This window comes from Microbacterium alkaliflavum, assembly GCF_044325405.1.
Classification (GTDB): Bacteria; Actinomycetota; Actinomycetes; order Actinomycetales; family Microbacteriaceae; genus Microbacterium; species Microbacterium alkaliflavum.
In genome coordinates this window covers 16,990-40,016 of record NZ_JBIQWL010000014.1, presented here as the reverse complement: position 1 = coordinate 40,016, position 23,027 = coordinate 16,990, and the positions used below count along the sequence as shown (strand labels likewise).

The 23,027-nt window shown below is 69.3% G+C and carries 28 protein-coding genes and 1 tRNA gene; 24 read left to right on the top strand and 5 right to left on the bottom strand.

Annotated elements, in window-relative coordinates; translation table 11 throughout:
- The first annotated feature begins 3 nt into the window (after positions 1-3).
- The 3 genes from ACH3VR_RS21515 to ACH3VR_RS21505 all read left to right on the top strand — a co-directional run bounded on the left by ACH3VR_RS21515 (position 4) and on the right by ACH3VR_RS21505 (position 2,448).
- Positions 4-495 (top strand): RpiB/LacA/LacB family sugar-phosphate isomerase, encoded by a 492-nt coding sequence (locus ACH3VR_RS21515; RefSeq protein WP_397558386.1) that lies wholly within the window; start codon positions 4-6, stop codon positions 493-495.
- 81 nt (positions 496-576) lie between these two features.
- Positions 577-1,398 carry an RraA family protein gene (locus ACH3VR_RS21510; protein WP_397558385.1) on the top strand — a complete coding sequence of 274 codons (822 nt, stop codon included), beginning with the start codon at positions 577-579 and terminating at the stop codon, positions 1,396-1,398.
- A 57-nt stretch (positions 1,399-1,455) separates the two neighbouring features.
- Positions 1,456-2,448, top strand: coding sequence for a LacI family DNA-binding transcriptional regulator (locus tag ACH3VR_RS21505; protein ID WP_397558384.1), 993 nt, complete (start codon positions 1,456-1,458; stop codon positions 2,446-2,448).
- 339 nt (positions 2,449-2,787) lie between these two features.
- Here ACH3VR_RS21505 and ACH3VR_RS21500 read toward each other — a convergent pair whose 3' ends face one another.
- Positions 2,788-4,209 (bottom strand): histidine kinase, encoded by a 1,422-nt coding sequence (locus ACH3VR_RS21500; protein WP_397558383.1) that lies wholly within the window; start codon positions 4,207-4,209, stop codon positions 2,788-2,790.
- A 111-nt stretch (positions 4,210-4,320) separates the two neighbouring features.
- On the opposite strand from ACH3VR_RS21500, the gene ACH3VR_RS21495 reads away from it, so the two are divergent.
- From ACH3VR_RS21495 to ACH3VR_RS21480, 4 genes are read left to right on the top strand one after another with little or no spacing between them, the layout of a single operon-like run.
- Entirely contained in the window at positions 4,321-5,799 is a 1,479-nt protein-coding gene (locus tag ACH3VR_RS21495) for a TRAP transporter substrate-binding protein (protein ID WP_397558382.1), read from the top strand.
- A gap of 2 nt (positions 5,800-5,801) precedes the next feature.
- Positions 5,802-6,170, top strand: coding sequence for a response regulator (locus ACH3VR_RS21490; protein WP_397558381.1), 369 nt, complete (start codon positions 5,802-5,804; stop codon positions 6,168-6,170).
- A complete protein-coding gene (locus ACH3VR_RS21485) occupies positions 6,167-7,693 on the top strand; it encodes a sensor histidine kinase (protein WP_397558380.1) in 1,527 nt (508 codons plus the stop codon). The genes ACH3VR_RS21490 and ACH3VR_RS21485 overlap by 4 nt, the downstream gene beginning before the upstream one ends.
- An 8-nt stretch (positions 7,694-7,701) precedes the next feature.
- Positions 7,702-8,349: a response regulator gene (locus ACH3VR_RS21480; RefSeq protein WP_397558379.1), complete on the top strand. Its 648-nt coding sequence runs from the start codon at positions 7,702-7,704 to the stop codon at positions 8,347-8,349.
- Positions 8,350-8,358: 9 nt separating this feature from the next.
- On the opposite strand, the gene ACH3VR_RS21475 is transcribed toward ACH3VR_RS21480, so the two are convergent.
- Positions 8,359-9,087 carry a group I intron-associated PD-(D/E)XK endonuclease gene (locus ACH3VR_RS21475; protein ID WP_397558378.1) on the bottom strand — a complete coding sequence of 243 codons (729 nt, stop codon included), beginning with the start codon at positions 9,085-9,087 and terminating at the stop codon, positions 8,359-8,361.
- A gap of 288 nt (positions 9,088-9,375) precedes the next feature.
- On the opposite strand from ACH3VR_RS21475, the gene ACH3VR_RS21470 reads away from it, so the two are divergent.
- From ACH3VR_RS21470 to ACH3VR_RS21420, 11 genes are all read left to right on the top strand, one after another.
- Positions 9,376-10,578 carry a tyrosine-type recombinase/integrase gene (locus ACH3VR_RS21470; protein WP_397558377.1) on the top strand — a complete coding sequence of 401 codons (1,203 nt, stop codon included), beginning with the start codon at positions 9,376-9,378 and terminating at the stop codon, positions 10,576-10,578.
- Between the two features lie 55 nt (positions 10,579-10,633).
- On the top strand, positions 10,634-10,891 hold the full coding sequence (locus ACH3VR_RS21465) for a helix-turn-helix domain-containing protein (protein ID WP_397558376.1): 258 nt from the start codon (positions 10,634-10,636) through the stop codon (positions 10,889-10,891).
- A 123-nt stretch (positions 10,892-11,014) separates the two neighbouring features.
- Positions 11,015-11,320, top strand: coding sequence for a helix-turn-helix domain-containing protein (locus tag ACH3VR_RS21460; RefSeq protein WP_397558375.1), 306 nt, complete (start codon positions 11,015-11,017; stop codon positions 11,318-11,320).
- A gap of 398 nt (positions 11,321-11,718) precedes the next feature.
- Entirely contained in the window at positions 11,719-12,228 is a 510-nt protein-coding gene (locus ACH3VR_RS21455) for a hypothetical protein (protein WP_397558374.1), read from the top strand.
- A gap of 317 nt (positions 12,229-12,545) precedes the next feature.
- On the top strand, positions 12,546-12,725 hold the full coding sequence (locus tag ACH3VR_RS21450; RefSeq protein ID WP_397558373.1) for a helix-turn-helix domain-containing protein: 180 nt from the start codon (positions 12,546-12,548) through the stop codon (positions 12,723-12,725).
- A gap of 32 nt (positions 12,726-12,757) precedes the next feature.
- A complete protein-coding gene (locus ACH3VR_RS21445; protein ID WP_397558372.1) occupies positions 12,758-13,141 on the top strand; it encodes a hypothetical protein in 384 nt (127 codons plus the stop codon).
- Complete coding sequence (locus ACH3VR_RS21440) at positions 13,138-13,566, top strand: hypothetical protein (RefSeq protein WP_397558371.1); 429 nt, start codon at positions 13,138-13,140, stop codon at positions 13,564-13,566. The genes ACH3VR_RS21445 and ACH3VR_RS21440 overlap by 4 nt, the downstream gene beginning before the upstream one ends.
- Entirely contained in the window at positions 13,566-13,847 is a 282-nt protein-coding gene (locus ACH3VR_RS21435) for a hypothetical protein (protein WP_397558370.1), read from the top strand. The genes ACH3VR_RS21440 and ACH3VR_RS21435 overlap by 1 nt, the downstream gene beginning before the upstream one ends.
- 47 nt (positions 13,848-13,894) lie before the next feature.
- The gene (locus ACH3VR_RS21430) at positions 13,895-14,224 is read left to right on the top strand and encodes a hypothetical protein (protein ID WP_397558369.1); all 330 of its coding nucleotides are present in this window, start codon (positions 13,895-13,897) and stop codon (positions 14,222-14,224) included.
- Positions 14,225-14,321: 97 nt separating this feature from the next.
- A complete protein-coding gene (locus tag ACH3VR_RS21425; RefSeq protein WP_397558368.1) occupies positions 14,322-14,510 on the top strand; it encodes a hypothetical protein in 189 nt (62 codons plus the stop codon).
- A gap of 13 nt (positions 14,511-14,523) precedes the next feature.
- The gene (locus ACH3VR_RS21420) at positions 14,524-15,426 is read left to right on the top strand and encodes a hypothetical protein (RefSeq protein WP_397558367.1); all 903 of its coding nucleotides are present in this window, start codon (positions 14,524-14,526) and stop codon (positions 15,424-15,426) included.
- 17 nt (positions 15,427-15,443) lie between these two features.
- On the opposite strand, the gene ACH3VR_RS21415 is transcribed toward ACH3VR_RS21420, so the two are convergent.
- The gene (locus tag ACH3VR_RS21415; RefSeq protein ID WP_397558366.1) at positions 15,444-15,986 is read right to left on the bottom strand and encodes a hypothetical protein; all 543 of its coding nucleotides are present in this window, start codon (positions 15,984-15,986) and stop codon (positions 15,444-15,446) included.
- Between the two features lie 66 nt (positions 15,987-16,052).
- Here ACH3VR_RS21415 and ACH3VR_RS21410 point away from each other — a divergent pair, with 66 nt between their 5' ends.
- Positions 16,053-16,574, top strand: a complete 522-nt coding sequence (locus tag ACH3VR_RS21410) for a hypothetical protein (protein WP_397558365.1) — start codon at positions 16,053-16,055, stop codon at positions 16,572-16,574.
- A gap of 218 nt (positions 16,575-16,792) precedes the next feature.
- Here the strand turns inward: ACH3VR_RS21410 and ACH3VR_RS21405 are convergent.
- Positions 16,793-16,866 (bottom strand) — tRNA-Pro (locus ACH3VR_RS21405).
- Between the two features lie 196 nt (positions 16,867-17,062).
- Here ACH3VR_RS21405 and adhE point away from each other — a divergent pair.
- From adhE to ACH3VR_RS21385, 4 genes are all read left to right on the top strand, one after another.
- Entirely contained in the window at positions 17,063-19,762 is a 2,700-nt protein-coding gene (adhE, locus tag ACH3VR_RS21400; protein WP_397558364.1) for a bifunctional acetaldehyde-CoA/alcohol dehydrogenase, read from the top strand.
- Between the two features lie 110 nt (positions 19,763-19,872).
- Positions 19,873-20,454: a GNAT family N-acetyltransferase gene (locus ACH3VR_RS21395; RefSeq protein ID WP_397558363.1), complete on the top strand. Its 582-nt coding sequence runs from the start codon at positions 19,873-19,875 to the stop codon at positions 20,452-20,454.
- 31 nt (positions 20,455-20,485) lie between these two features.
- Complete coding sequence (locus tag ACH3VR_RS21390; RefSeq protein ID WP_397558362.1) at positions 20,486-21,181, top strand: lysoplasmalogenase; 696 nt, start codon at positions 20,486-20,488, stop codon at positions 21,179-21,181.
- Complete coding sequence (locus tag ACH3VR_RS21385; RefSeq protein ID WP_397558361.1) at positions 21,178-21,555, top strand: RNA-binding S4 domain-containing protein; 378 nt, start codon at positions 21,178-21,180, stop codon at positions 21,553-21,555. Before ACH3VR_RS21390 ends, ACH3VR_RS21385 begins: the two co-directional genes overlap by 4 nt.
- A gap of 53 nt (positions 21,556-21,608) precedes the next feature.
- Here the strand turns inward: ACH3VR_RS21385 and ACH3VR_RS21380 are convergent, their stop codons facing one another.
- Positions 21,609-22,508, bottom strand: a complete 900-nt coding sequence (locus ACH3VR_RS21380) for an NUDIX domain-containing protein (protein WP_397558360.1) — start codon at positions 22,506-22,508, stop codon at positions 21,609-21,611.
- A gap of 87 nt (positions 22,509-22,595) precedes the next feature.
- On the opposite strand from ACH3VR_RS21380, the gene ACH3VR_RS21375 reads away from it, so the two are divergent.
- On the top strand, positions 22,596-23,006 hold the full coding sequence (locus ACH3VR_RS21375; RefSeq protein ID WP_397558359.1) for a GNAT family N-acetyltransferase: 411 nt from the start codon (positions 22,596-22,598) through the stop codon (positions 23,004-23,006).
- Positions 23,007-23,027: the final 21 nt, after the last annotated feature.

Genomic DNA, 23,027 nt, shown 5'->3' with positions numbered 1-23,027 from the left:
GCCATGCGGATCGCACTCTCCAACGACCACGCCGGCTTCGCCCTGAAGCCCTTCGTCGCCGAGCTCCTGGCGGGACTCGGACACGAGGTCATCGACGTCGGCACGCAGGACGACAGCCCCGTCGACTTCCCGCTCATGACGCAGCGTGTGACGGGACTCGTCACGAGCGGTGAGGCCGAGCGCGGCATCCTCGTCTGCGGAACCGGCGTCGGCGCCGCGATCGCGGCGAACAAGGTGCCCGGCATCCGCGCGGCCGTCATCCATGACACCTACGTCGCGCGGCAGGGCGTCGAACACGATGACGTCAACGTCGCATGCCTCGGCGCCTGGGTCGTCGGCAAGAAGATCGCCGAAGACGTCGTCACGGCCTACCTCGACGCCGAGTTCAGCACCGACCCCGACTTCCGGCGACGCGTCGCACAGCTCGCCGAGATGGAGACAGCCGCTCACGGCATCCGCCCGGTCAGCGGCGATCGACCGGAAGGGGGGCGATAGCACCCACCTTCCCGCACGAAACGCCCGCGTCGACCGGCGCGGTCACCACCCCACCTCACAAGAAATGAAAGGTCACACATCATGACGCTCATCAACGAGCCCCAGGCGCCCGCCACCGGGCAGAGCACCCTCACCCCCGAGCGCAAGCGCGAGATCCTCGAGACGGTCTCCCACCTCCGCGTCACCGACATCCGCGACGGCATGGACTGGATGGGCCACCACCATTTCGGCACCGTCTCGCCCGAGATCCGTCCCTTGTGGCGGCAGAAGGCGGCCGGGTTCGCGCACACGATGCGTCACATCCCGACGCAGCAGGTCGTCCCGACGATGTCGCCCGATGAGTACACGACGTGGGCGTACGAGTACTGGTACGGACAGGTCTTCGCCAACGACATGGCCGACCTCATCGACGACACGACGTTCCTCGTCATCGACACGTGCAACACCGCCACCCCCGCTGTCGGGTCGATGGACTCGATGATCTGGGCCGCGCTCGGCGCGAAGGGCGTGCTGACCAACGGCGGCGCGCGCGACACCGACGAGACGCTCGAGTCCAAGCACATCCCGGTGTGGTCGCGCTGGGTCGTCCAGCCGATGTACCAGGGCCGGGTCGAGTGGGGCGGGCACAGCGTCCCCGTCGAGATCGGCGGCCAGCTCATCCGTCCCGGCGACCTCATCGTCGCCGACGGCGACGGCGCGATCGTCGTGCCGCAAGACATCATCGACGGTGTCCTGAAGTACGCGATCCAGGAGTCCGAGCAGGACAAGATCGCCCGCAAGTACCTCTTCGAGCGTCTGGGCATCCCCCTGAACGACAGCACGCAGTCGTACTTCGACGTGCCGACGCACCCCTACGCGCCGACGGCCGAGTCGCTCGCGAAGGTCCTCGACCGCGACAAGTGATCGAACAGAGCGGGGGTGGACGTACGGCCGCCTCCGCTCTTCGGCGAGAGGAAGATCGTGGCGGTCACACGTAATGATGTCGCACGTCGTGCGGGGGTGTCGCCGGCGGTCGTCTCCTACGTCCTGAACGACGGTCCGCGGCCCGTGTCCAACGCCGCGCGGACGAGAGTCCTCGACGCCGTGAAGACGCTCGGCTATCGCCCGGACGGACTGGCCCGCTCGCTCCGGGTGGGCCGCACGAAGACGATCGGCCTCGTGGTCCCCGACGCCTCCAACCCCTTCTTCGCAGAGCTGGCGCGCGCCATCGAAGACGCCGCCTTCGAACGCGGCTACGCCGTCATGGTGTGCAGCAGCGCCGACGACCTTCAACGCGAACGCACATACATCGCGAGCCTCGCCGAGCGTCGCATCGACGGGCTCATCCTCGTTTCCGCGACAAGCGACCAGGACCTCACCGACGTGACGGACCTCTCGATCCCCGTCGTCGCCCTAGACCGCTCCCCGGACGAGGCGCCGGTCTCGACGATCCGTGCCGACAACGAGCGCGGCGCCTATCTCGGCACCCGCCACCTCGTCGGACACGGGTTCCGCGAGATCGCATTCATCGGCGGCCCCGATCACGGCGTCTCCGATGCCCGCCACGACGGTTGGCGGCGTGCTCTGCAGGAGGCGGAACTCGAGTCGTCGGTATCCGAGCGCGCGCCTTTCAGCTTCGAAGGCGGATTCGACGCGGCCCTCGCGGTGCTCGCCCGCGAAGCGGGCACCTCGGCATTCCTCGTCTCCTCCGACATCCAGGCACTCGGTCTCATTCGCGGGCTCGACAGCGCGGGCCTCTCCGTGCCTGACGACGTCGGCGTGGTCTCGATCGACGGCACGATCGCCGGCGCCTACGCCGTGCCGCCGCTGACGTCGATCGCGCAGCCGATCGGCGCGATGGGGGCTCAAGCGGTGGCTCACATCATCGACAACCCCGCCGGCATCGTCCATCACGCGCTGGCAAACGAACTGGTCGTGCGACACAGCTGCGGCTGCGTGGAGGAATCGGAATGAAGCGGTGGGATGACGCGGCCGGTCGCGTGATCGAGGGCGTCCCGCACATCCACACAACGATCGCGGACGAGCCCCAAGCGTGGGCGGCCAGCTCGAGGCGGGACGCCGCGTCCTCTATCTCGCGGAGATCGCGAGCCTCGAGCTGACCGACGCAGATCTCCACCGGCGTGCCGATGAGAACGGCGTGCCGATGAGCACGGCGTCGCAAGGCTCACCTGACCGCCTGCAGCCGGCACGGCCACGGGGGATGCGCCGCGCCGGCTGCGGGCCTACCCTCACGCTTACGCGCCATCAGCGTCGTTCACACGCCCTACAGCGGACACCACGCCGGCTCCGTGGTCAGCTCTGGATCTTCGTCTGCGATGCCTCGTCTGTGTGAAGTCCCCGGGTGAGCGAGCGCAACGTCTCGATCGCGGCATCGACGCCGTTCTGCGCGAGCGTCACGTGCTCGGCCGAGGCCTCGGACGCGCCCAGCTCATCGACTCTGCTGCGCGCGAAGCGCAGCAGGAGAGCGAGACCGACGAGCTGCTGCTGGGCGCCGTCGTGCAGATCGCGCGCGAGCCGCCGACGCTCGGCGTCAGCCGCGTCCTCGAGGCGGTCGCGCGACGCCTCCAGGGCGCGCAGCTGCGCGCGGCGGATCGCCAGGAGTCTTTCGTGCGCAAGACCGAGTCGCGCGGTCGAGCCGACGTCCTCCCGCAATCCGGGGAGGTCGAACAACGCCGGACGATGCAGGATCAGCGCCGACTCGACGCTGCCGAAGCGAAGGGGCGTCGACGACAGCGGCTCGCCGAGCGCGGCATCCACGGACTCACCCTCGTCCGTGACGTAGCCGCCGTCACTCGTCGGGTAGCTGATCCGAAGCGTGGGATCGCCAAGCGCCGTCCGCAGCGACGCCGTCATGCCTGGCGGCTCCACCGGCCCAGGGCCGAGCAGAAGACGTGCGAGCGCGCGCACCCTCCGTCGAGCGGTCATCCGGGCAAGGGCGAGAGTCAGTGCCATCGCGGCGAGCGCGCCCCCTGAGAGCGCCCAGAAGGTTGTCCGCCCGGCTCCGCCGGCGAGGGCGGCTCCCAAGCCGACATCGGTGAGGAACGGCCTCGCGGCAGCCAGGAGGAACACCAGCGCGAACGCCGACACGAGCGCCGACACCCGCCCTCCGCGCCGGATCGCGCCGACGATCCGCGAGATGACGACCGCGCTTGCAAGGACCGACCAGCCGACCGCAACCCACGCGCCGACGGTCGCCAGGACCCCGGCCAGCGACGGATCGTCACGGACCAGGAGCGGGTTCGAGGGGCACTCGGCGCAGCCGTGCAGGCGAGGATCGGCGAAGAGGACCGGTGCGACACCTGCGAGCGCGAACACCGCGAGGTACCCGGCCACAACCGTCGCTCGGGCGAGAAGACCGATGCGGGCACCGCCCGCGGGCGCCACGAAGGCGAGATGGGCGATGACGACGGCGGATCCGGATGCCGCGACCAAACCGATCGTGAACACGAAGGAGTTCGGAGCGCCCGGAGTCGCGCAGACGCCGAGAAACCAGAACATGCCGCTCGCTGCGAGCAGCGACCCGACCCGCCCGGCATCACCCGAAGCCGGCAGCAGGACGCCGACGAGCACCGCTGCTCCACCGGCCCCGACGAGGATCGTCACCCCGACAGCGTCGACGGGCACGACCGTGAGCCCACCCGATCGGAGCACCGCGATCACCGCGAGGGCAGCGGCGAGGCCGCCGCCCGCGAGGAGAAGCACCCTGCGGAGCACACGATGATTCTTCCGCGCGGAGCCCTTCATGCGTCAGTGTGGGCACGGATGGATCTCGTCGGACACCCGCCTAGCCTCGACCGCGTCCGATGAGATCCGGAGGTGGGACCGATGAAGAGACTGCTGTCGACGATTGCAGGTGCGGCCGTCCTGACCCTGGCCCTGGCGGCGTGCACGGCGGGCGGCGCCGATCGTGCGGGGGGCTCCGCGGGCACGGAGGTGCGCACACTGAGCTACGCGAATCCGGGCGACGGGAACCACAACAAGGTCGAGACGATCTGGGCCGACAAGGTAGCCGAACTGAGCGACGGAACGCTGAAGATCGAGTTCCAGAACGACTATGCCGAGGGAGACACGCATCGCGAGGCGACGATCGCGAAGGACGTGCGCGAGGGTGTGATCGACCTCGGTCCCGTGCGCGCGAGGGCCTTCTCGGAGCTTGGATACAACGGATTCGATCCGCTTCTCACGCCGTTCGTCGTCGACAGCCTCGCGCTCCAAGAGCGTGTGCTCGCCGATCCCATGGTCGCGGAGATGGTCAAGGGACTGGCGGAGATCGGGCTGACCGGCCTCGGAGCCCTGCCGATCCCGATCGCCCATTTCGTCGGGAATCGGCGTCTCGCCGCTCCCGCAGATTTCGAGGGGCAACGGTTCGGCATCGTCCCCTCCGCGATGGGCGAGGCGACTCTGGAAAGTCTGGGTGCGATCGTCACGGTGGGGGCGCCGAACGACGGCGAGTCCATGCGCGGATTCGACGGAGTGCTGGCCACGGCCGAGGCGGTCTGGGGACTCCCGCTCGTCGACGAGTACACCCATGTCACGGCGAATGCACCCGTATGGCAAGGCCCGACCGTGCCCGTGGCGCGTCCCGAGCTCCTCGAGAGCCTGACGGAGTTGCAGCGGGATGCGCTCACGGGAGCTGCCGCGCAGGTCTTGAGTCAATCGACCCAGGTTCTCAAGGACTCCCAAGAGGACTCGATGCGCGGCGTCTGCGCGTCCGGCATGGTGCTCGATACCGTGACGGAGCAAGAGCTCGCCGCACTGACCACGGCGGTTGAGCCGGTGTCGGAGTCCGTGCGCACCGATGCCCGCGGAGCCCTGTGGTCGGCGCGGCTCGAAGAACTGAAGGGAACCGCCGCGCTCCCGGCGCCACCCCTGAGCTGCCCGCCCGCCGACGATCCCGCTGCCGATGCGGCAGGCGGCATCCCGAACGGCACCTACACGCGCACCGTCACGCTCGAAGACATCGACCGCTACGACCTCGACCCCGCTCTCAAGAAGTGCTTCGCCGGCTATCCGTTCGAGCTGGTCTTCGATGACGGCAGCCTGACGATGCTCGGCATCGACGGCTTCGGCTGCGTCGACACGTCGCCCGAGCACTTCACGTACACGACGCTCGACGGGCGGATCCGGATCTCGAAGGGCTTCGCCATCCTCGCCGACTACACGTATGCGGACGGTGAGCTGCGGTTCGACAACATCACTTTCGAAGGCTGCTCCGACTGCGCGACGAACGCCGGGAACGGCAAGCCGTCGGGCTATGCCGTATCGTTCGGGACCGTCCCGACGCCGTGGGTCCGGACGGACTGAGCATGACGCCACGACGACGGCTCCTCATCGTGGACGACCACGCCGGCTTCCGCCGGAGCGCGCGGATCCTCCTCGAGGCCGAGGGGTTCGTCGTCGTCGGCGAGTCCGCGGACGGAGACTCCGCCGTCGCATTGGCGACACGCCTCGAGCCCGACGTCGTCCTGCTCGACATCGTGCTCCCCACGACGGATGGCTTCGACGTGTGCGCCAGGCTGCTGCGGGATCAGGCCGGCCTCCGGGTCGTCCTGACGTCCACCTACGACGTCGATCTCCTGGAGGATCGCGTCGCGGCCAGCGGTGCGGCCGGCTTCATCCCGAAAGCGGAGCTGTCCGGGGACGCGATCGACGCCCTGATCGGACGGCCCGCATGACCGCCGCAACGATCCTGCTCATCCTCGACATCGCCACGGGAGTCGTGCTCGGGATCTTCGGCGCGATCGCCTGGGCTCGCCGGCCAGCATCCCGTGACGGCGCGCTCATGCTCGTCACCGCCGCGGTCTGGTTCCTCGGAAGCTTCTGGCCTCCGGCGCTCTATCTGCACCGGGGCGCGCTCGCTCACCTTCATCTCGGGCATCCCGACGGGCGGTTGCGGAGAAGTGCCGCGCGGTATGCGGTCGCCGTCGCGTGGGCTGGTGCAGCGGTCGAGGGCGTCGTCCCGTCCGACGTCGGACGGTGGTTCCTCCTCGTGATCGCCTTTGTCGTCGCGGGAGCTGCCATCGATCAGTACCTGCACACGACGGGTCCGGCACGTCGCGCCGCGCTTCCTGCGCTCTGGGCGGCGCTCGGGTTCGCGACGGTCCTCGTTGCGAGCGCCGCGAACCAGTTCCTGCACTGGCAGGCCGATCTCGCGCTCGCGATCACGTACGACGTCGCGATCGCCTCCCTCGTCGGCGTGCTTCTCGCCGACCTCCTGCGCGGCGCCTGGACCGACGACACCCTCGCCCTTCTCGTTGCGCGCGCGGGCGACGCGCGCGAGCCGACCGCCCTGGACGCAGAGCTGCGGCGAGCGCTCGGCGACCCGACGGCGCGCCTGGCCGTATGGGATCCCAGGTCGTCCGCTTTCCGCGACGGACACGGCGACCCCGTCGACCCGGAACATCTCCCCGCGAGTCTCAGGACGACGCCGATCGAGGAGGACGGCGTCGCCGTCGCGATCATCGTCCACGACCGGAATGCCGCGGCCGAGGACCCGCGGCTGGTGGACGGGGTGCGGGCAGTTGTGCGGCTGGCAGTGGCGAATGCGCGTCTCGACGCCGAGGTGCGTGCACGGATGGTCGAGGTGGACGCGGCGCGGCGGACGCTCGTCGAGGCATCGGACGCCGTCCGGAGCCGGTTCGCTCGCGAGCTCGACGTGACGATCGGCGAGAAGCTGGACGATGTCCGTGCCCAGCTCGACCTCGTCGAGCAGTCGAGCGGTTCCGCTGACGTCTCTATCGCGATCGAGCAGGCGATCGGGGAGGTGGATGCCGCGCGCAGCTCGCTTCTCGAGCTCGCCCACGGACTCAGCCCGCAGGAGCTCTCCGCGAGCGGGCTCGGTGGTGCCCTCGCGCTTCTCGCGGGGCGCTGTCCGGTCGACGTCACCGTCGACGCGCCAGCCGATCGGTATGCGGCCAGCGTCGAGGCAGCCGTGTACTTCTTCTGCGCGGAGGCCCTCACGAACATCGCGCGCCATGCCGCAGCATCCCATGCCGACGTGACCGTGACCGCGGCAGACGGGCGCCTCATTGCGACCGTGAGCGACGATGGTCGGGGCGGTGCGGATCCTGAGGCCGGCACGGGCCTGCGCGGGCTGCAGGATCGCATCGAGGCGCTCGGCGGATCGTTCGGCGTCCACAGCATCGATGGCCGCGGCACGGTGCTCACGGCCCGGCTGCCGACGGGTGATCAGCCGTGAGGATCGTCGTGGCCGATGACTCCCTTCTCGTGAAGGAGGGACTCGTGCGCCTCCTGGCCTCGGCCGGACATGACGTGGTCGGGACGGCGGACGATTACCGCACGGTCCTCCGGGAGGTTCGCCTGTCGCTCCCCGACGCCGTCGTGATGGACATCCGGATGCCTCCGACTCGCACGACCGAGGGGCTCGAGGCCGCGGGCCTGCTTCGCCAGGAGATGCCGACGCTCGGCATCCTCGTGCTGTCTCAGTACCTCGACGCCGAGTACGCCGTCCGGCTTCTCGGGGAGGCACCGGGCCACGCCGGCTATCTGCTCAAGGACCACCTCGCAACGGGGACCGTGCTCGTGGACGCACTCGAGCGCGTGGCAGCGGGCGAATGCGTGGTCGATCCTGCAGTCGTTCGCGCGCTCGTCGATCATCGGCGGCCCAGCGCCGCATTGAGCGGCCTCAGTCCGCGCGAACTCGAGGTGCTCGCTCTCGTCGCGGAGGGGCACACGAACGCCGCGATCGCGCACCGCTTGTCGATCACCGTCCGCACCGTGGAGTCGCACGTCCGCCAGATCTTCCTCCGGCTCGAACTCCTCGTCGAATCGGAGGAGCGCTCGGACCGTCGAGTGCTCGCGGTGCTCGCCTTCCTCCGGGCCACCCAGGGATGATGTGGCCACCTACTCGTCAGCGTGAGTGTTGAGACGATATCTCTCATATGCGGAGAGATGTATCGCATGAAGCCCGCCGACATCGATGAGAGGGATCAAGTAATAGTGCAACGCCCCATCGATGACGAAGAAGTCGTCGACCTCGTCAGCGCCATAGGTTCTTCGGTCATGGCCGGCGGACGACAGATACACTTTCCACGACTGGCCCTCGCGCGTGGTGGTCGTCTTGACCTGTACGCGGCGTATTCCCGCGGCGCCCGAGGCAATGAGGTCATACCGACATGGCTCGAGGGGCCATGAAACCTCCCAGCCGCACATGGTGTACCAACCCGCTGCGAGGAGCGATCCAGCACGAGCGAGGTTGACCAGGCGCGGCGTCGCCTCTTGCTCCTCGGCAGGAGGCGCGTTGCTCAGGTGCGTCGCGTCGAAACGGAGCCGTGAAGCGTGACCTCGCGCGGTCACAAGCGCAGAGGCGCCTTCCAAATGCAGTTCCTCGGCGACACCGTCCCAATCATTGGCGGCCGCCACGGCTGAGCGAAGCCGGTCGTCGCTGTATCCCCGAGGGGTCGAGAAGTGTTCATAGGCGATGCCGAGGCGGTCGGCACGCGCACGAACCGATCGCATGGCACCCGCCGATGTGGCGACGAGCCCGAGCGCGCGCAAGGCTCCGCGCCACGAGTTCGATCGAGCCACGGCGTCGCGAAGCTGCTCATCGCTGTAGATTCGCTGCTTCGCCATGCGGCGAGCGTAGACGGAGCTACCGACATCCCTTGCTGCCTTGCGCCATCGCGCAGACGAAGAAGGGACCGGCGCTCTCGCCGGTCCCTTCAGCTGGTCGGGATGACAGGATTTGAACCAGTCAACCACCCTTCCGAGCAACCCCAGAGACCGCCTGCCCGGGAACCGTCCTAATAGGCGTTAACTCCAGTATTTCAGGGGCTCCACAGTCGATCACGATAGACTTGTAAGTGGTCACAGATGGACACAGGGTGACAACCGCAAGGGCACGTAGGGGGCACGAACACGATGGCGACACGACGGGAATCCTGGGGCAAGGTCCGGCAACTGGCGTCGAAGCGCTGGCAGGCGTCCTACGTCGGCCCCGACGGCGCCCGGCACACCGCCCGCACCGAGCCCGACGCCGACGGGGTCACCCGCGCGCTCACCTTCAGCACCAAGACCGACGCCCGCGCCTGGCTCCGCGCCGAGCACGCCAAGATCGCCCTGGGCGACTGGCAGTCCGCCGCCGACCGGGCCGTCGCCGCGAAGGACCGGAGCCGCCGCAACGTCACGTTCGCGACGTACGCCGAGACCTGGATCAGTGGCCGCTTCAACAAGCACGGGCACCCGCTCCGCCCTCGCACGGCATCCGAGTACCGCCGCCTGGTCGCCGGTCCCCTCGGCCCTCTCGGTCCGCTCCCCCTAGCCAGCATCGACCGCGCCACCGTCGACGAGTGGCGCGCGGCGCAACTGCGCACCGGTCACCTCACCACGACCGGCCACGCGTACGCCCTCCTGCGCTCGATCCTCGCGACCGCCACCGTGCACAAGATGATCCCGGAGAACCCCGCCACGATCGAGCACGGCGCCACCACCCGCACCGGCAAGAAGGTCACCCCGCCCACGATCGGCGAACTGGACGTCATCGTCGCGAACCTGCCGCACAAGTACCGCGCCCTCTTCCTGATGGCGGCCTGGTCCGGGCTCCGCATCGGCGAACTGACCGCGCTCACCCGCGCCGACATCACCGTCACCAAGAAGGCGGGCGCCGTCACCGCGATCACCCTCAACGTCGACAAGGGCGTCACCTGGACCGAGACCGGCCCGCACGTCGGCCCGCCCAAGACCTCCAGCGGCGTGCGCACCGTCACCCTGCCGCCCGTGGAGGGCTTGTACACGGCCGTCGTCGCACACCTCGCCGAGTTCGTCGCGATCAACCCCGACGCACTGGTGTTCGCGAACACGACAGGCGGACACCTCCGCCAGCCGTCGGTGCAGAAAGTCCTGAAGCCTGCACGCGAGAAGGCGGGCCGCCCCGACGTGTCCCTACACTCGCTCCGGCACTTCCACGCGTCCTGGCTCCACGAGGTCGGCGCCTCCCCCGCGGCACAGTTGGCTCGCCTGGGGCAGAACACGTCGTCGATGATCGGCCGCTACTCGCACCCCGTCGGCGAGGATGCCGCTCTCGCCGCCGCCCTCGCGGATCGGGTGAACAGCCGCGCCGGGTGACAATCTCGGGCGCCGGGCTTGAAGTTAACTTCGGTTAGTGCTCACTGTTGAGTAGGTGAGCATATCTGGACACCGATCGCCCGCCGATGAGTGGCTGAGTCTTGTTGATGCGGCCGCCGACCGCAAGGTCAGCGTCAAAACTATCCGCCGCCGCATCGCCGACGGCGACCTGCCCGCGTACCGGTTCGGCCGCCGACTGCTGCTGGTCCGACGGGAGGACCTTGACGCCCTCGCCCAGAGGGTCCCCACCGTCACCCGGGCGACACCGCGTCGCCGCGATCTCGAGGCAGGCCGTCGCGGTGCCACCGCCTAGAAACGACTCAGCCCCCCGGCGGCAACCAGGGGGACTGACATGTCGGAATCGCAAACCAATGCTTCCTGGGGTTAGGCTACACCGCCCTGGCGACAGCGCCCTATCTTGCGTCAGGGCGACGCGATGAAACGACAGTCGGCCCGTCCCAGCATTCCGACTCCCGCCTGGGTTCGTCGCACCGTTGCACAGCGCTACAACCTGAGCCCCGTCACGCGCGCTGTCCTGCTGTGCCTGTGGGATCACGTCGAGAGGAACGGCACCTCCAACTGGTCGCAACCCCAGATTGCCGCTGAGGTCGGGTGCACTGATCGCGGCGTACGTGACGCCCTGCTGATCCTCATCGGCCTCGACCTCATCACCGTCGTCGACAAGCCGGTGGGCTACCCGGTCGTCTACAGTCTCACGGTCACTCCCCCACCCCGGAAGTGAGTTCCGGGGTCAGAGCCGCTAGACCCCGGAAGTGAGTTCCGGGATACCCCGGCAGTGAGTTCTGTGGTCCACCCCGGAAATGAGTTCCGACACGGTTAAGTACCTACGTACGTACACACGTGGGCCAATCAGCCACTCTCCAGCACGCGCGTCGCCTCACCGAGTGAAGAACGCGCGCAAGCGCGCGTGGCGCTGTTCGCGCCGACTGCCGCCCTCCGCTTCGCTCCGGTTGCCCGTGGCCGATCTACCGAACTCCCAGCCCACTCATGCCCAACTTAACCCCGACAGGTGAGTCCAGTACGCGCGGGCGCCCATTGCCCGGGCCCTCCCAGGACTGAGAACCGGATCACCCGGGGTGGCATAGCGCGCGAGCGGATGCGCGCACCTACCGTGACGCTATGACCGACCCACGCCCCGCCGACGATTACTTCAGCACTCCTCAGATGGACGCCCTCGCAGAGCGCATCGGAGGCGTCGTCGTGGCTTGGTCGCGCATCTCCTGGCTGCTCGAATCGCTCTTCGCACACCTGGCAGGCATCGAAGACGATTTCGTACGTGAGGTGCTGGTTCGCAAGATCCGCGACGGCAACCTCGACCAGACCTGCAAAGATCTGGCGGCGCGGTTGAGTACATCCGATCGCGATCAAGTCCGGCACTGGCTCGGCTCGGTTGGTGAACTGCGCAAGGAACGCAACCGCCTGCTGCACAGCCCGATGGCTGATTTTCAAACGGCCGACGACCCGGAGTGGAGGGCCGGGCGGCTCGCCGTCCGGCTCGATCGCCAGGCAGGGACCGCCGTGTACGGCGGAGAGGAGATGACCGCCGCCGATCTGGATACGTTCCGCAAGCGCGTGGCGACCGTGCATCTCGCATTCTTCAGCCTGCCCAGTAACGCACGCCCCTTCTAGCGGAGGCTGAACCGTGACCTGAACATCGCCGCGGTCTGCCTCCGTCGGGGTCGCTGAGCCCGTTTCACGGAAACCCAGGCGCTCCTCGGCACATCTGCGCATGGCGGCCGCTGTGCGCCGTCAGGAAGCCGCCGAGACCCGAGGGCGCCGTCTAGCCGATGATCCTGCGGGAGGGCGGCGCCTGCGGCCTGCCTGGAGTTAATGCGCGCATCTGCGCATCCGCGCTCTGGTGCGATCGGCGGGCCGCTGGTACCGTCCCGAGTGATATCCCCCGGGACGCCGGGTGGGTGACGTGCCGGAGAGGATCAGGCACGCCCATGCCCACCACCCGGGACGAACTAAACATCGTCGAGTGCGCCGAGGAGGCCCACCGGCACCACTCCACGATCCGCCGCTGGATCAAGTCCGGCATCCTGCCCGCGCATCGGGTCGGCCCGCGGGAACTGCGCGTCAACCGGCTCGATCTGGTCCTGGCGATGAACCGGCCGATCCGATGAACGCGCCCTACGCGCCCGGGAACGCGGCCGCCGTGACTCACGGCGCATACTCCGACGCTGTCATCGACGCCCTGGCCGCCGAGTACGCCGACCAGGTGATCACCGCCTCGCCGGTGCTCGCCCTGGACCGGTTCGCCTGGTCGCTCCGCACCTGGGCACGCGCTGAAGCCCGCGCCGAGCTGATCCATCGGCACCTCGCCCAGCACGGGATCATCAACAACCGCGGCACGCCGCGCACCAGCCTGCTGGTGATGCTCGCCGCCAGTGAGCGGGTCGCCGCCCGCGGCCGCGACGAACTCGGCCTGTCGCCCGCCGGGTCGGCGAAGATCGCTGCCCTGCTGCGCTCCGCCGGTGAGAGCGCGCTGAGCCCTGACGAGCGGCGCCTACTGCTCGGGATGGAGGACGGCACCCGATGAGCGACGACAACCGCCTGAACCGTGACGGCATCCTGGACGCCCTCGGCCTGCGGCGTCACCCTGTCGACGGTGATGACTTCGTAGCGAACTGGATGCGCTACGGCTCGTACCCGCCGTCCGGCCCCGGCGCCTACCCCGAACCCACCTCGGCGACGCGGCGGCTGGTCGACATCGCGATCGACGCCGAGCACACCGACGCCCGCCGCGCCGCCCGCGCGGTCGACGGCATCGCGAACCTGATGCACGACCGACCCTGGCTGTGCGACGAGCCCGAGGAGGCGCCTGAGTTCTGGGAGCACACCCAGCGCCTCGACCCCGATCTGCGCGCCCTGCTGGCCGTCATGCTCGGACTGCGCCGCGACCGGGCGGTGTACCGGCCCGTCGTCGTCGACGCAATGAGGGCGCGCGGGCTTGAGGTGTCGTGATGCGCACGCTCGCGGAAGCGGAGGCGGTCGCACGTGCCGCGATCCGCCGCCGCCGCTCCCGAGAACACGCCCAGCGTGTCACCCAGAGCGCCGAGGACGCCAGTCGCCGGCTCCAGGCCGCCCAGGCCGTCGTCGACGCCCGGAAACATCGCGAGGCGGCCGTACAGGCCGTCCTGCACACCCCACGCCGCCTGCCGATGCGCGCCTGGCCGGGCTGGCTCGACACCGCGATGGCCAGCGCCGATGAGTACGGCGACGCCTACATGATCTGGAGCACCTGATGGTCAGACACGAGAGAACCGACGAGGACCAGCGGGACCGACTGAGAATGGCCCGCCAGTACATCGGCGACGCCCGGATCGACCAGTCCGTCCGCGCGTTCGCGGCGATCACCCGCGGCGACTTCAAGAGGGACAGGATCGACCCCGCCCGCCCCGACGGCGAGGTGTGGGAGCGCAACACCCCCGCGGCGATCGCCGACGCGCTGGCGCGCTCCCGGATCGGCGCGGCCGTCATCGCCGAGCCATGCCCGCTATGCAGCGCCGTCGCGGGCCGGTACTGCTACCCGTCGTGCGGCGGAATGTGCGGTCCGCGCGTGCGCCGCGCTGAGGCCGCCCTGGCCACCCACCGCCTGACCAACCTGGAGATGTCACGATGACCAAGAAGCGCAAGCCCGGCCTGCCGATCACCCGCAAGCGAGCGGGGAAGCCGGACGACCGCCCCCAGCCCCGCGCCCGCAAGAAGCGGAGGACCTGATGGGACTCTCACACGCCGCCGCGCGCCGCCGACGCCGCGAACGGGTGCGGGCGCGCGTCGACGCCCTCGCCGCTGAGCGGCGCTCAGCACGCGCCGTTCTGGTGGCCGCCGCCACACCGCCGCCGCCCCTACTGGCCCCGCTCGCCGAGCGCATCCACGCCAACCCGATGTTCTTCACCCGATTCTGAAGCCGGAGAAGCCATGCCCCAAACCGTCGCCCACCCGATCGGCGTCCGCGACCTGCCGCCCGGCCTGCACGCCTGCCGCACCTGCGGTCTGCCCGTCGACGGCCCCACCGAACCGGCCCACGTGTACGCCCGCCAGCGCCCCAGCGGCCTCGACGACATCCCCTCGGTGATGATCATCGAGTTCGGCACCTGCGACGACTGCGCGACCCGCCAGCGGCTCGCGACCGCCGTGCTGGAGCGATTCCCCAAGACTCGACTGTCGTACGGCTCGATGATCATCATCGCGCCCCGGTTCCACTACGTGCTGGTCACGTTCGCCGCCCTCGGCCGGCCCATCCCCACGATCGATGACTGGACCCCCGCGACGCTCCGATCCGCCCTCGACAGGCTGGAGGTGATCGGGCACCGGTTCACCTGGGCGGCGCGGTTCTCACCGGTCTGGCAGGCCGACGCCCGCGAGGACACCGCCGCCAGTGAGCGGTGGCTGTACGTCGACACCGACACCCTCGCCGACGCCCGGCGCGGGTACGCCGAATGGTTGCTCGACCAGCGCCCGCCGCACCCAATCGACCACCCCCGTCAGGGCGGCTGTGTCGCCTGCGGCGTCGGCGCACACCTCGGCCGCCGGGAGCGGGAAGCCTGGCACCGGATCGACAGCGGGAAGCACCGCGGCCAGTACCTCTGCGCCACCTGTCACCGGCACTACGGCGGCCAGGTCCTCGGCCAGACCCTCATCGACGCCTGCCTGCTCGACCTCCTCGACGCCGACCATAGTCTGAGGCGCAAGCGCCCGTACGCGCCCCGGTTCACCGGCGTGAGGCTGTGGGCCGACACCGGCCGCGCACCGTCCCGCGCACCTTGGGGACACGTCGACCTCACGGCGATCCGGCACGACGTCGAGACGGGCGCCTGGTAGCGGGCTCGCCGTCGCGCCTACGCCGTACCAGACAGCCCGTCAGCCTCGGTCCTCAGGCGGTCGGTGCCTGGGACGTGCCAGGGTGGCAGTTCGCCGATCTGATACAGATCGTTGCGGCGTGAGGCGAAATCGTCCCACAGGGTGCGCACATCCTCGGCAATGTCACGCAACTGCTGGTCGGTGAAATGCAGATCAACCGGGAGTTGAGTCTCGCCGTCACCCATCCGGGTGATTGTGAAGTGGGCGAGTTGCTTGTTCACCTGCGGCACGAGTTCGTTGAGGCGACCAGCCTGCGGTTCACCCGCTTGCCAGCCCGGGACGAAGTGGGTCGCATACAGGTCCCCCGCGAACACTCGGCCCGTCCCTGGCCCGAGGAGGAACACGGTGAGGGCTCGAACGTCGATCAGGAAGGCCTGCAGGCTCGCGTATCGCACGAGCAAGGGTTGCGAGACGTCGGTCATGACTGACGGCAGCGCGACGATCGCCTCGGCCGTCAGGCAGAGTTCCTGAACGACTCCCAAGCGAGCCGCTAACAGGCGTTCGAACTCTGCGTTGTCCATCGAACCTGACGCTACGGCATGGACACCCCACCTCAGGCCGCGCACATGCCCGCACGGTAAAATGGGGTGGAGGTGATCGGGATGATGGGGAACCCGTATGCACTCGACGACCTGCTCGATGAGGACGGCGTGTCGCTGTACGACGACCGGCCCTGGTCGGAGCAGGCCGAGGCCCGCCGGAGCGCCGCCCGAGCGTCAACCGAAACCGCTGAGGACGTCGTCGAGCGGCTGTTCGGCACACCCGGCTGGGCTCATCAGGACCTGGATGAGGCCGAGGCGATCGAGGAGTACTTCAACGCACCGGCATGGCTCGGCAATCCCAACGACATCGACGACGTCCTGCACGGCGTTCACTTCAGCGGCTGTCAGGACGACGGTCGCGAGTTGATCATCACCCGGTGCGGCATCGCCGTCGACGCCAGCGGCCAGGGCGGCACCCGCTCCCCACTCGCGGCGTGCGCGGCGTGCGACGCGGTGAAGGCATGCCCGGTCTGTGGCGCACGCCTGCCGCTCACGGTGTCCGCTGTGCTGTCCTGGCGGAAGCGGACCGACGGTCTGCGGTCCTGGTGGCGGAGAAACGTCGGATGAGCCCGACAGCGCCACACCCGTCATGAACACGTGCCAGCCGTGCCGAGAACGAGCCCGAGACGCGGCCCAGGTTGCCCGCGCCGCCGACCGAATCGCCGCCGTCCTCGCCGCCCGAAACGGGGCCTCGGAGGCTCGACTCCCAGTCCTGGGAGACACGCAGGGGGCACACGACAAAGCCCCGGTGAGTTGATTTCTCATCTCACCGGGGCTTTTTTCTGTCGGGATGACAGGATTTGAACCTGCGACCCCCTGACCCCCAGTCAGGTGCGCTACCAAGCTGCGCCACATCCCGGTGCCCCCGCTCGCGCGCGGACAACTCCCCTATCCTACCGGGTCGCCGGCGTGCTCGCGAACCGAGCCCGGTTCGAATCTGCCTCTTGTGTGGTCAGACCACATGGAGGAAGATGACAGAAAGAGGGCGCGGACGACAGGATCCGGCCCGGGAGCAAGGACGCGGACGCCGCGTCCGCGTCCGGGTAGGAGACAGGATGTCCACCTCGATCGATTCGCTCGTCGCCAGGGCGCAGGCCGCGCTCGCCGAGTACGGATCGTTCACGCAGGAGCATGTCGACCGCATCGTCCGCAAGGCGTCGGTCGCAGCGCTCAGCCGCCACGGCGACCTCGCCGTCATGGCCGTCGAAGAGACAGGCCGCGGCCTGTTCGAAGACAAGGCCGTCAAGAACATGTTCGCGTGCGAGCACGTGACCCACTCGATCATCAAGCAGCGCACGGTAGGAGTCATCTCCACCGACGAGATCACGGGCATCACCGAGATCGCCGATCCCGTCGGGGTGATCTGCGGCATCACGCCCGTCACGAACCCGACCTCGACGACGATCTTCAAGTCGCTCATCGCGCTCAAGACGCGCAACCCGATCGTCTTCGCCTTCCACCCCTCGGCCCAGCGCTGCTCGGTCGAGGCCGCGAAGATCGTGCGCGAGGCCGCCGTCGCGGCGGGCGCCCCGGCGAACTGCATCCAGTGGATCGAGGAGCCCTCGCTCGAGGCATCCGGTGCCCTCATGAACCACCCCGGCGTCGCACTCATCCTCGCGACGGGCGGCAACGCGATGGTCCGCGCCGCCTACTCGTGCGGCAAGCCCGCGCTGGGCGTCGGCGCGGGCAACGTGCCTGCCTTCATCGAGAAGACGGCGAAGGTCGGCCGCGCCGTCAACGACATCGTGCTCTCGAAGGCGTTCGACAACGGCATGGTGTGCGCGTCCGAGCAGGCCGTCATCCTCGAAGACCCGATCGCGGGCGAGGCGCTCCGCGAGTTCCAGCGGCTGCACGCCCACATCGCCACCCCCGACGAGAAGCGCATGCTGGAGGAGTTCATCTTCGGCGTCTGCGCCGACGGCGACAGCTGCAGCGGCGCGAAGCTCAACGCGAAGGTCGTCGGCCAGTCCCCGGTCTGGATCGCGGAGCAGGCCGGCTTCACGGTGCCCGACGACACGTCGCTCATCCTCGCGGAGGTGTCCGGTGTCGGACCGCACGAGCCCCTGACGCGCGAGAAGCTCGCCCCCGTCCTCGCGGTGCTGCTGGCCGAAGACGCCGAGGAGGGCATCGAGCTCTCGCGGCAGATGGTCGCCTTCGACGGCCTCGGACACTCGGGCGCCGTTCACACCACCGATCCGGCCGTCGCCGCCCGTTTCGCCGAGGTCGTGCAGGCGGTCCGCATCATCGAGAACGCGCCCTCGGCGCTCGGCGGCATCGGCGACATCTACAACGCGTTCATGCCGTCGCTCACGCTCGGCTGCGGCTCGTACGGCCGCAACTCCGTCTCCAACAACGTCTCGGCGGTGAACCTCCTGAACATCAAGCGCGTCGGCCGGCGCAACAACAACCTGCAGTGGTTCAAGGTGCCGGCCAAGACCTACTTCGAGCCGAACGCCATCCGCTACCTCATCGACATGAAGGACGTCGATCGGGTCACGATCGTGACGGATGCCACGATGACCAAGCTCGGCTTCGTCGACAAGGTCATCGACGTCCTGAACCGTCGTCCCGGACGCGTGCACCTGCAGATCATCGACCGGGTGCAGCCGGAGCCGACCGTCTCGAGCGTGCAACAGGGCGCTGCCGAGATGCGCGAGTTCAAGCCGGACACCATCATCGCGCTCGGCGGCGGTTCGCCGATGGATGCCGCGAAGGTCATGTGGCTGCTCTACGAGAACCCCGACGTGCAGTTCTCCGACATGCGCGAGAAGTTCTTCGACGTGCGCAAGCGCGCGTTCAAGTTCCCCGAGCTCGGCAAGCAGGCGAAGCTCGTCTGCATTCCGACGACCTCGGGCACGGGCTCCGAGATGACACCGTTCGCGGTGATCACGGATGACGAGACGGGGATGAAGTATCCGCTCGCCGACTACGCCTTGACGCCGTCGGTCGCGATCATCGACCCCGTGCTCACGGCGGCGCTGCCTTCGTTCCTCGTCGCCGACGCCGGATTCGATGCGCTCACGCACGCGACCGAGGCCTACGTCTCGGTCTACGCCAACGACTACACCGACGGCCTCGCCCTCCACGCCATCAAGCTCATCTTCGAGAACATCGAGCGCAGCGCGACGGCTCCTGTGGGCAGCACCGACCCCGCGGACCTCCTCGCCCGCGAGAAGATGCACAACGCGGCATCCATCTCGGGCATGGCGTTCGGCAACGCGTTCCTCGGGATCGTCCACGCGATGGCCCACGTGACCGGATCGAAGTTCCACCTCGTGCACGGCCGCACCAACGCGATCTACCTGCCGCACGTCATCCGCTACAACGGCCGCATCCCCACGAAGCTCACGAGCTGGCCCAAGTACGAGCGCTACATCGCGCCCGAGCGCTACCAGGAGATCGCGAGGCATCTGGGTCTGGCACCTGCGACTCCCGAGGAGGGCGTCGAGAGCTACGCCCGCGCGGTCGAGCAGCTGCGCGATCGGGTCGGGATCGAGCGCTCGTTCCACGCACAGGGTGTGTCGGAGACATCGTTCATCGGCCGGCTCGACGAACTCGCGATGGCGGCCTACGAGGATCAGTGCGCCCCCGCGAACCCCCGGATGCCGATGCTCGCAGATATGCGCACGATCATGGAGGCCGCCTATTACGGCACGTCGTTCGACGAGGTGCGCACGCACCGCGGCGAGGTCGCACAGGCGGGGGACGCGCGGCCGTGGTCGCCCGTCGCGGAAGCAGCGTCGACATCCTCCTGATGCTGCTCCTGCCGATCGGAGTCTGACCGATCGGAGAGGGCCGGCCGCGAGGCCGGCCCTCGTGCGTGCGGCTCTTGCCCGTGTCGGTGGCCCCGCGTAGCGTCGCGCCCATGCCGACGATCACGATAGAACCCGCGACGTCAGACCGCTTCGGCGATGTGCAGCACGCCTTCGACGGCGGCGGCGATGGACGCGGATGCCAGTGCCAGTGGTTCATGCTCACGAACGCGCAGTGGAACCAGACCAGTCAGCCCGAGCGGGCGGCGATGTTCGAGAAGGAGATCGCAGCCGGGCCGCCGCCCGGCTTCGTCGCCTACGTCGACGGCGAGGCTGCGGGCTGGGTGCGCGTGGGGCCCCGCACGCTGCAGCCGCGGCTCGGGCGCACGCGCATCATCAAGGCGGGCACCCAGGAACCCTTCGACGACGATTCGGTCTGGGTCGTGAGCTGCTTCGTCGTGCGACGCGAGCACCGCAACACGGGCTTGAACGCGAAGCTGCTGGAGGTGGCCGTCGACTACGCCAAGAGCAGCGGCGCGCGGGTCATCGAGGGATATCCGATCGACCTCGCCGAGGGAGCGAAGTCGCCGAACGACCTGTACCACGGAGTGTTCTCCACGTTCCAGGCGGCGGGGTTCCGCGAGGTCGCGCGTCCCAAACCCGACCGGCCCATCGTCGCGCTCACCGTCGCCTGACGTCGTCGCGCACGCGCCTACGATGGAGGCCGTGTCACACCTTCCCCGCTCGCGGTGGTGGGGCTTCGCGCTGTACGCCGCCGTCGCGCTCGTCCACATCTCCGCCCTCGCGCTCGGCGCCGATGCTGTCGCTGCCCCGACGAAGCTCCTGCTCATGCCGGCCCTCGTCCTCGCCGTCTTCGTCGCCGGTCGCGGATCCTCGTGGGGTCTCCCCTACACGCTCCTGTTCCTGGCGCTCGCCCTGTCGTGGCTCGGCGACGGCGCCGGCACGTTCTTCCCCTTCGCACCCGAAGTGCCGATGATGCTCCTCTGGTTCGGCCTCGCGCACCTCTGCTATATCTGGCTGTTCTGGCGCGTCCTCTCGGTGCGCCGCCCGCCCGCGTGGGCGGCCGTCTACGCACTCTGGTGGATCGTGCTCCTCGCCGTCCTCTGGCCGAGCCTCGGTGCGCTGCTCATCCCGGTGGCGGTGTACGGGCTCGTCCTCGGCGGCACCGCGGCCGCGGCATCCCGCTGCCACCCGCTCATCGCATGGGGCGGTGCGTTCTTCCTCGCCTCCGACTCGGTGCTGGCGTTCCAGCTCTTCATGCCCGACGTCGTGCCGGCGTTCACCGACCCGGTCGTCATGACGACGTACTGCCTGGGCCAGGGACTCATCGCCGCCGGGGTCGTCGTCGCCGCGCGCCTGCGCACGACCGGAGCCCGCACGGAAACGGTCTCGCAGGGATGACAGGCACGGCACGAGTGGATGCCTGGCTCTGGGCTGTCCGCGTGTACAAGACACGCTCGGCGGCGACCACTGCGTGCCGCGCCGGTCACGTCCGCGTCAACGGCGACCGCGCGAAGGCGGCTCAGCCCGTGCGGCCCGGCGACGAGCTTCGGGTCCGGATCGCAGGCTTCGACCGGATCCTCGTCGTGAAGCAGCCGATCACGAAACGCGTCGGCGCCGCCGCAGCAGCCGAAGCCGTCGAGGACAAGACGCCTCCCCCGCCGCCTCGCGAGCTCACGGCGTTCGTCCCCATGCGCGACCGCGGCGCCGGCCGGCCGACCAAGCGCGAACGCCGCGAGATCGACCGCCTGCGCGGCCGCGACACCGACGACTGAGGTCCACCCCGAACCCGGTCCCCGACCTTGTCGAGGTCGGACCTGCGAGGAGCTTAGGGCAGCAGGTCGAGCAGCCAGCGCGTGCCGCGCACGGCGGCGCCCGCACCCGTCACCCGTTCAGCCAATCCGCGGTCGCTCGTCACAACCGTCACGGTGCGCCCCGCGGCGACGAGCCGCGACGTCGCGGCCACGATCGCGTCGTCGCCTGAGCCCTCCGCCTCGACGACCTCGACCCCGTCGGGCGCCTCGACACCCCGCGCCTGCCCCTCGACGGCCACGACCCACTCCGGAAACCATGTGTGAGCCGGGAGTTCGACAGCTTCAGAAGGTATGCCGGTCGCCACCAGCACGGCGATCCGGTCGAGCAGCCGCGACGCGGCGCCTGCGCGATCGCGCCACCAGCCGTCGGGCACCGAGCCGACGACGTTCGCGGCATCCACGACGACCGCGGGGCGCAGCCCGAGCAGAGGCTCGAGCGCCTGCCACGACGATGCGAACCCGGGGTGCAACGGGCGCTCGACGATGGCCTCGGGCGCGACCCATGCGAGCTCGCGGCTCTCGGGATCGGTGATCTCAGGGTCGAACGGCACGACCACGTCGCCGACGAGCGTCGTATAGCTCCAGTAACCGAGGTCGAAGACGCTCAGCAGCCGAGGCCGGATCGCGGCATCCGGAACGCCCGCCTCTTCCTGCGCTTCGCGCAGCGCGCCATCGCACGCCGACTCGCCCTCGTGGCGGGCGCCGCCCGGCAGCGCCCACGTGTCGCCGAAGTGGCTCCACGAGACGCGATGCTGCAGCAGCACGCCCTTCTCGGCGTCGAGCGCGAGCAGACCTGCGGCGCCGAACCGGCCCCAGTATCGCGCACCGTCGGGCGCGACGACCCACGCGTCACCCGGGTCGCGCGGTCCGAACGGGCGCCGAGGCTCACCGGGTGCGGGGGGCTCGATCGTCACCCGTCCAGCCTGTCATACGAGGCTCGCGCAGGCCGCGCCGAGCGACACCCGACGACGCATCGTCGCTCCGGCGGCGAGAATCGTCGGATGGACTACGAGTTCGACGACGACCCTTCCCGCATCCAGCGCGACGTCGTGTGGCAGTGGCTGTCGACCGAGGCGTACTGGGGCACGACGCGCACTCGCGCCGACGTCGAGGCGCAGTTCGACTCGGCGTGGCGCATGGTGGGCGTCTACCGCACCGACACCGGCGAGCAGATCGGGTTCGCGCGCGCCGTCTCCGACGGCGTGACGTTCGCGTATCTCGCCGACGTCTACGTGCGCGTCGAGCACAACGGACGCGGAGTCGCCCAGCACCTGCTCTCGCTCATGATCGACGAGGGCCCGGGAGCCGCCTTCCGCTGGGTGCTGTTCACGCGCGACGCGCACACGCTCTACGAGCGGTTCGGCTTCGAGGCGCCCGACAGCACCGCGATGGTGCGGCCCGCGGCATCCTGAATCGCCCGACCGGATGCCGCG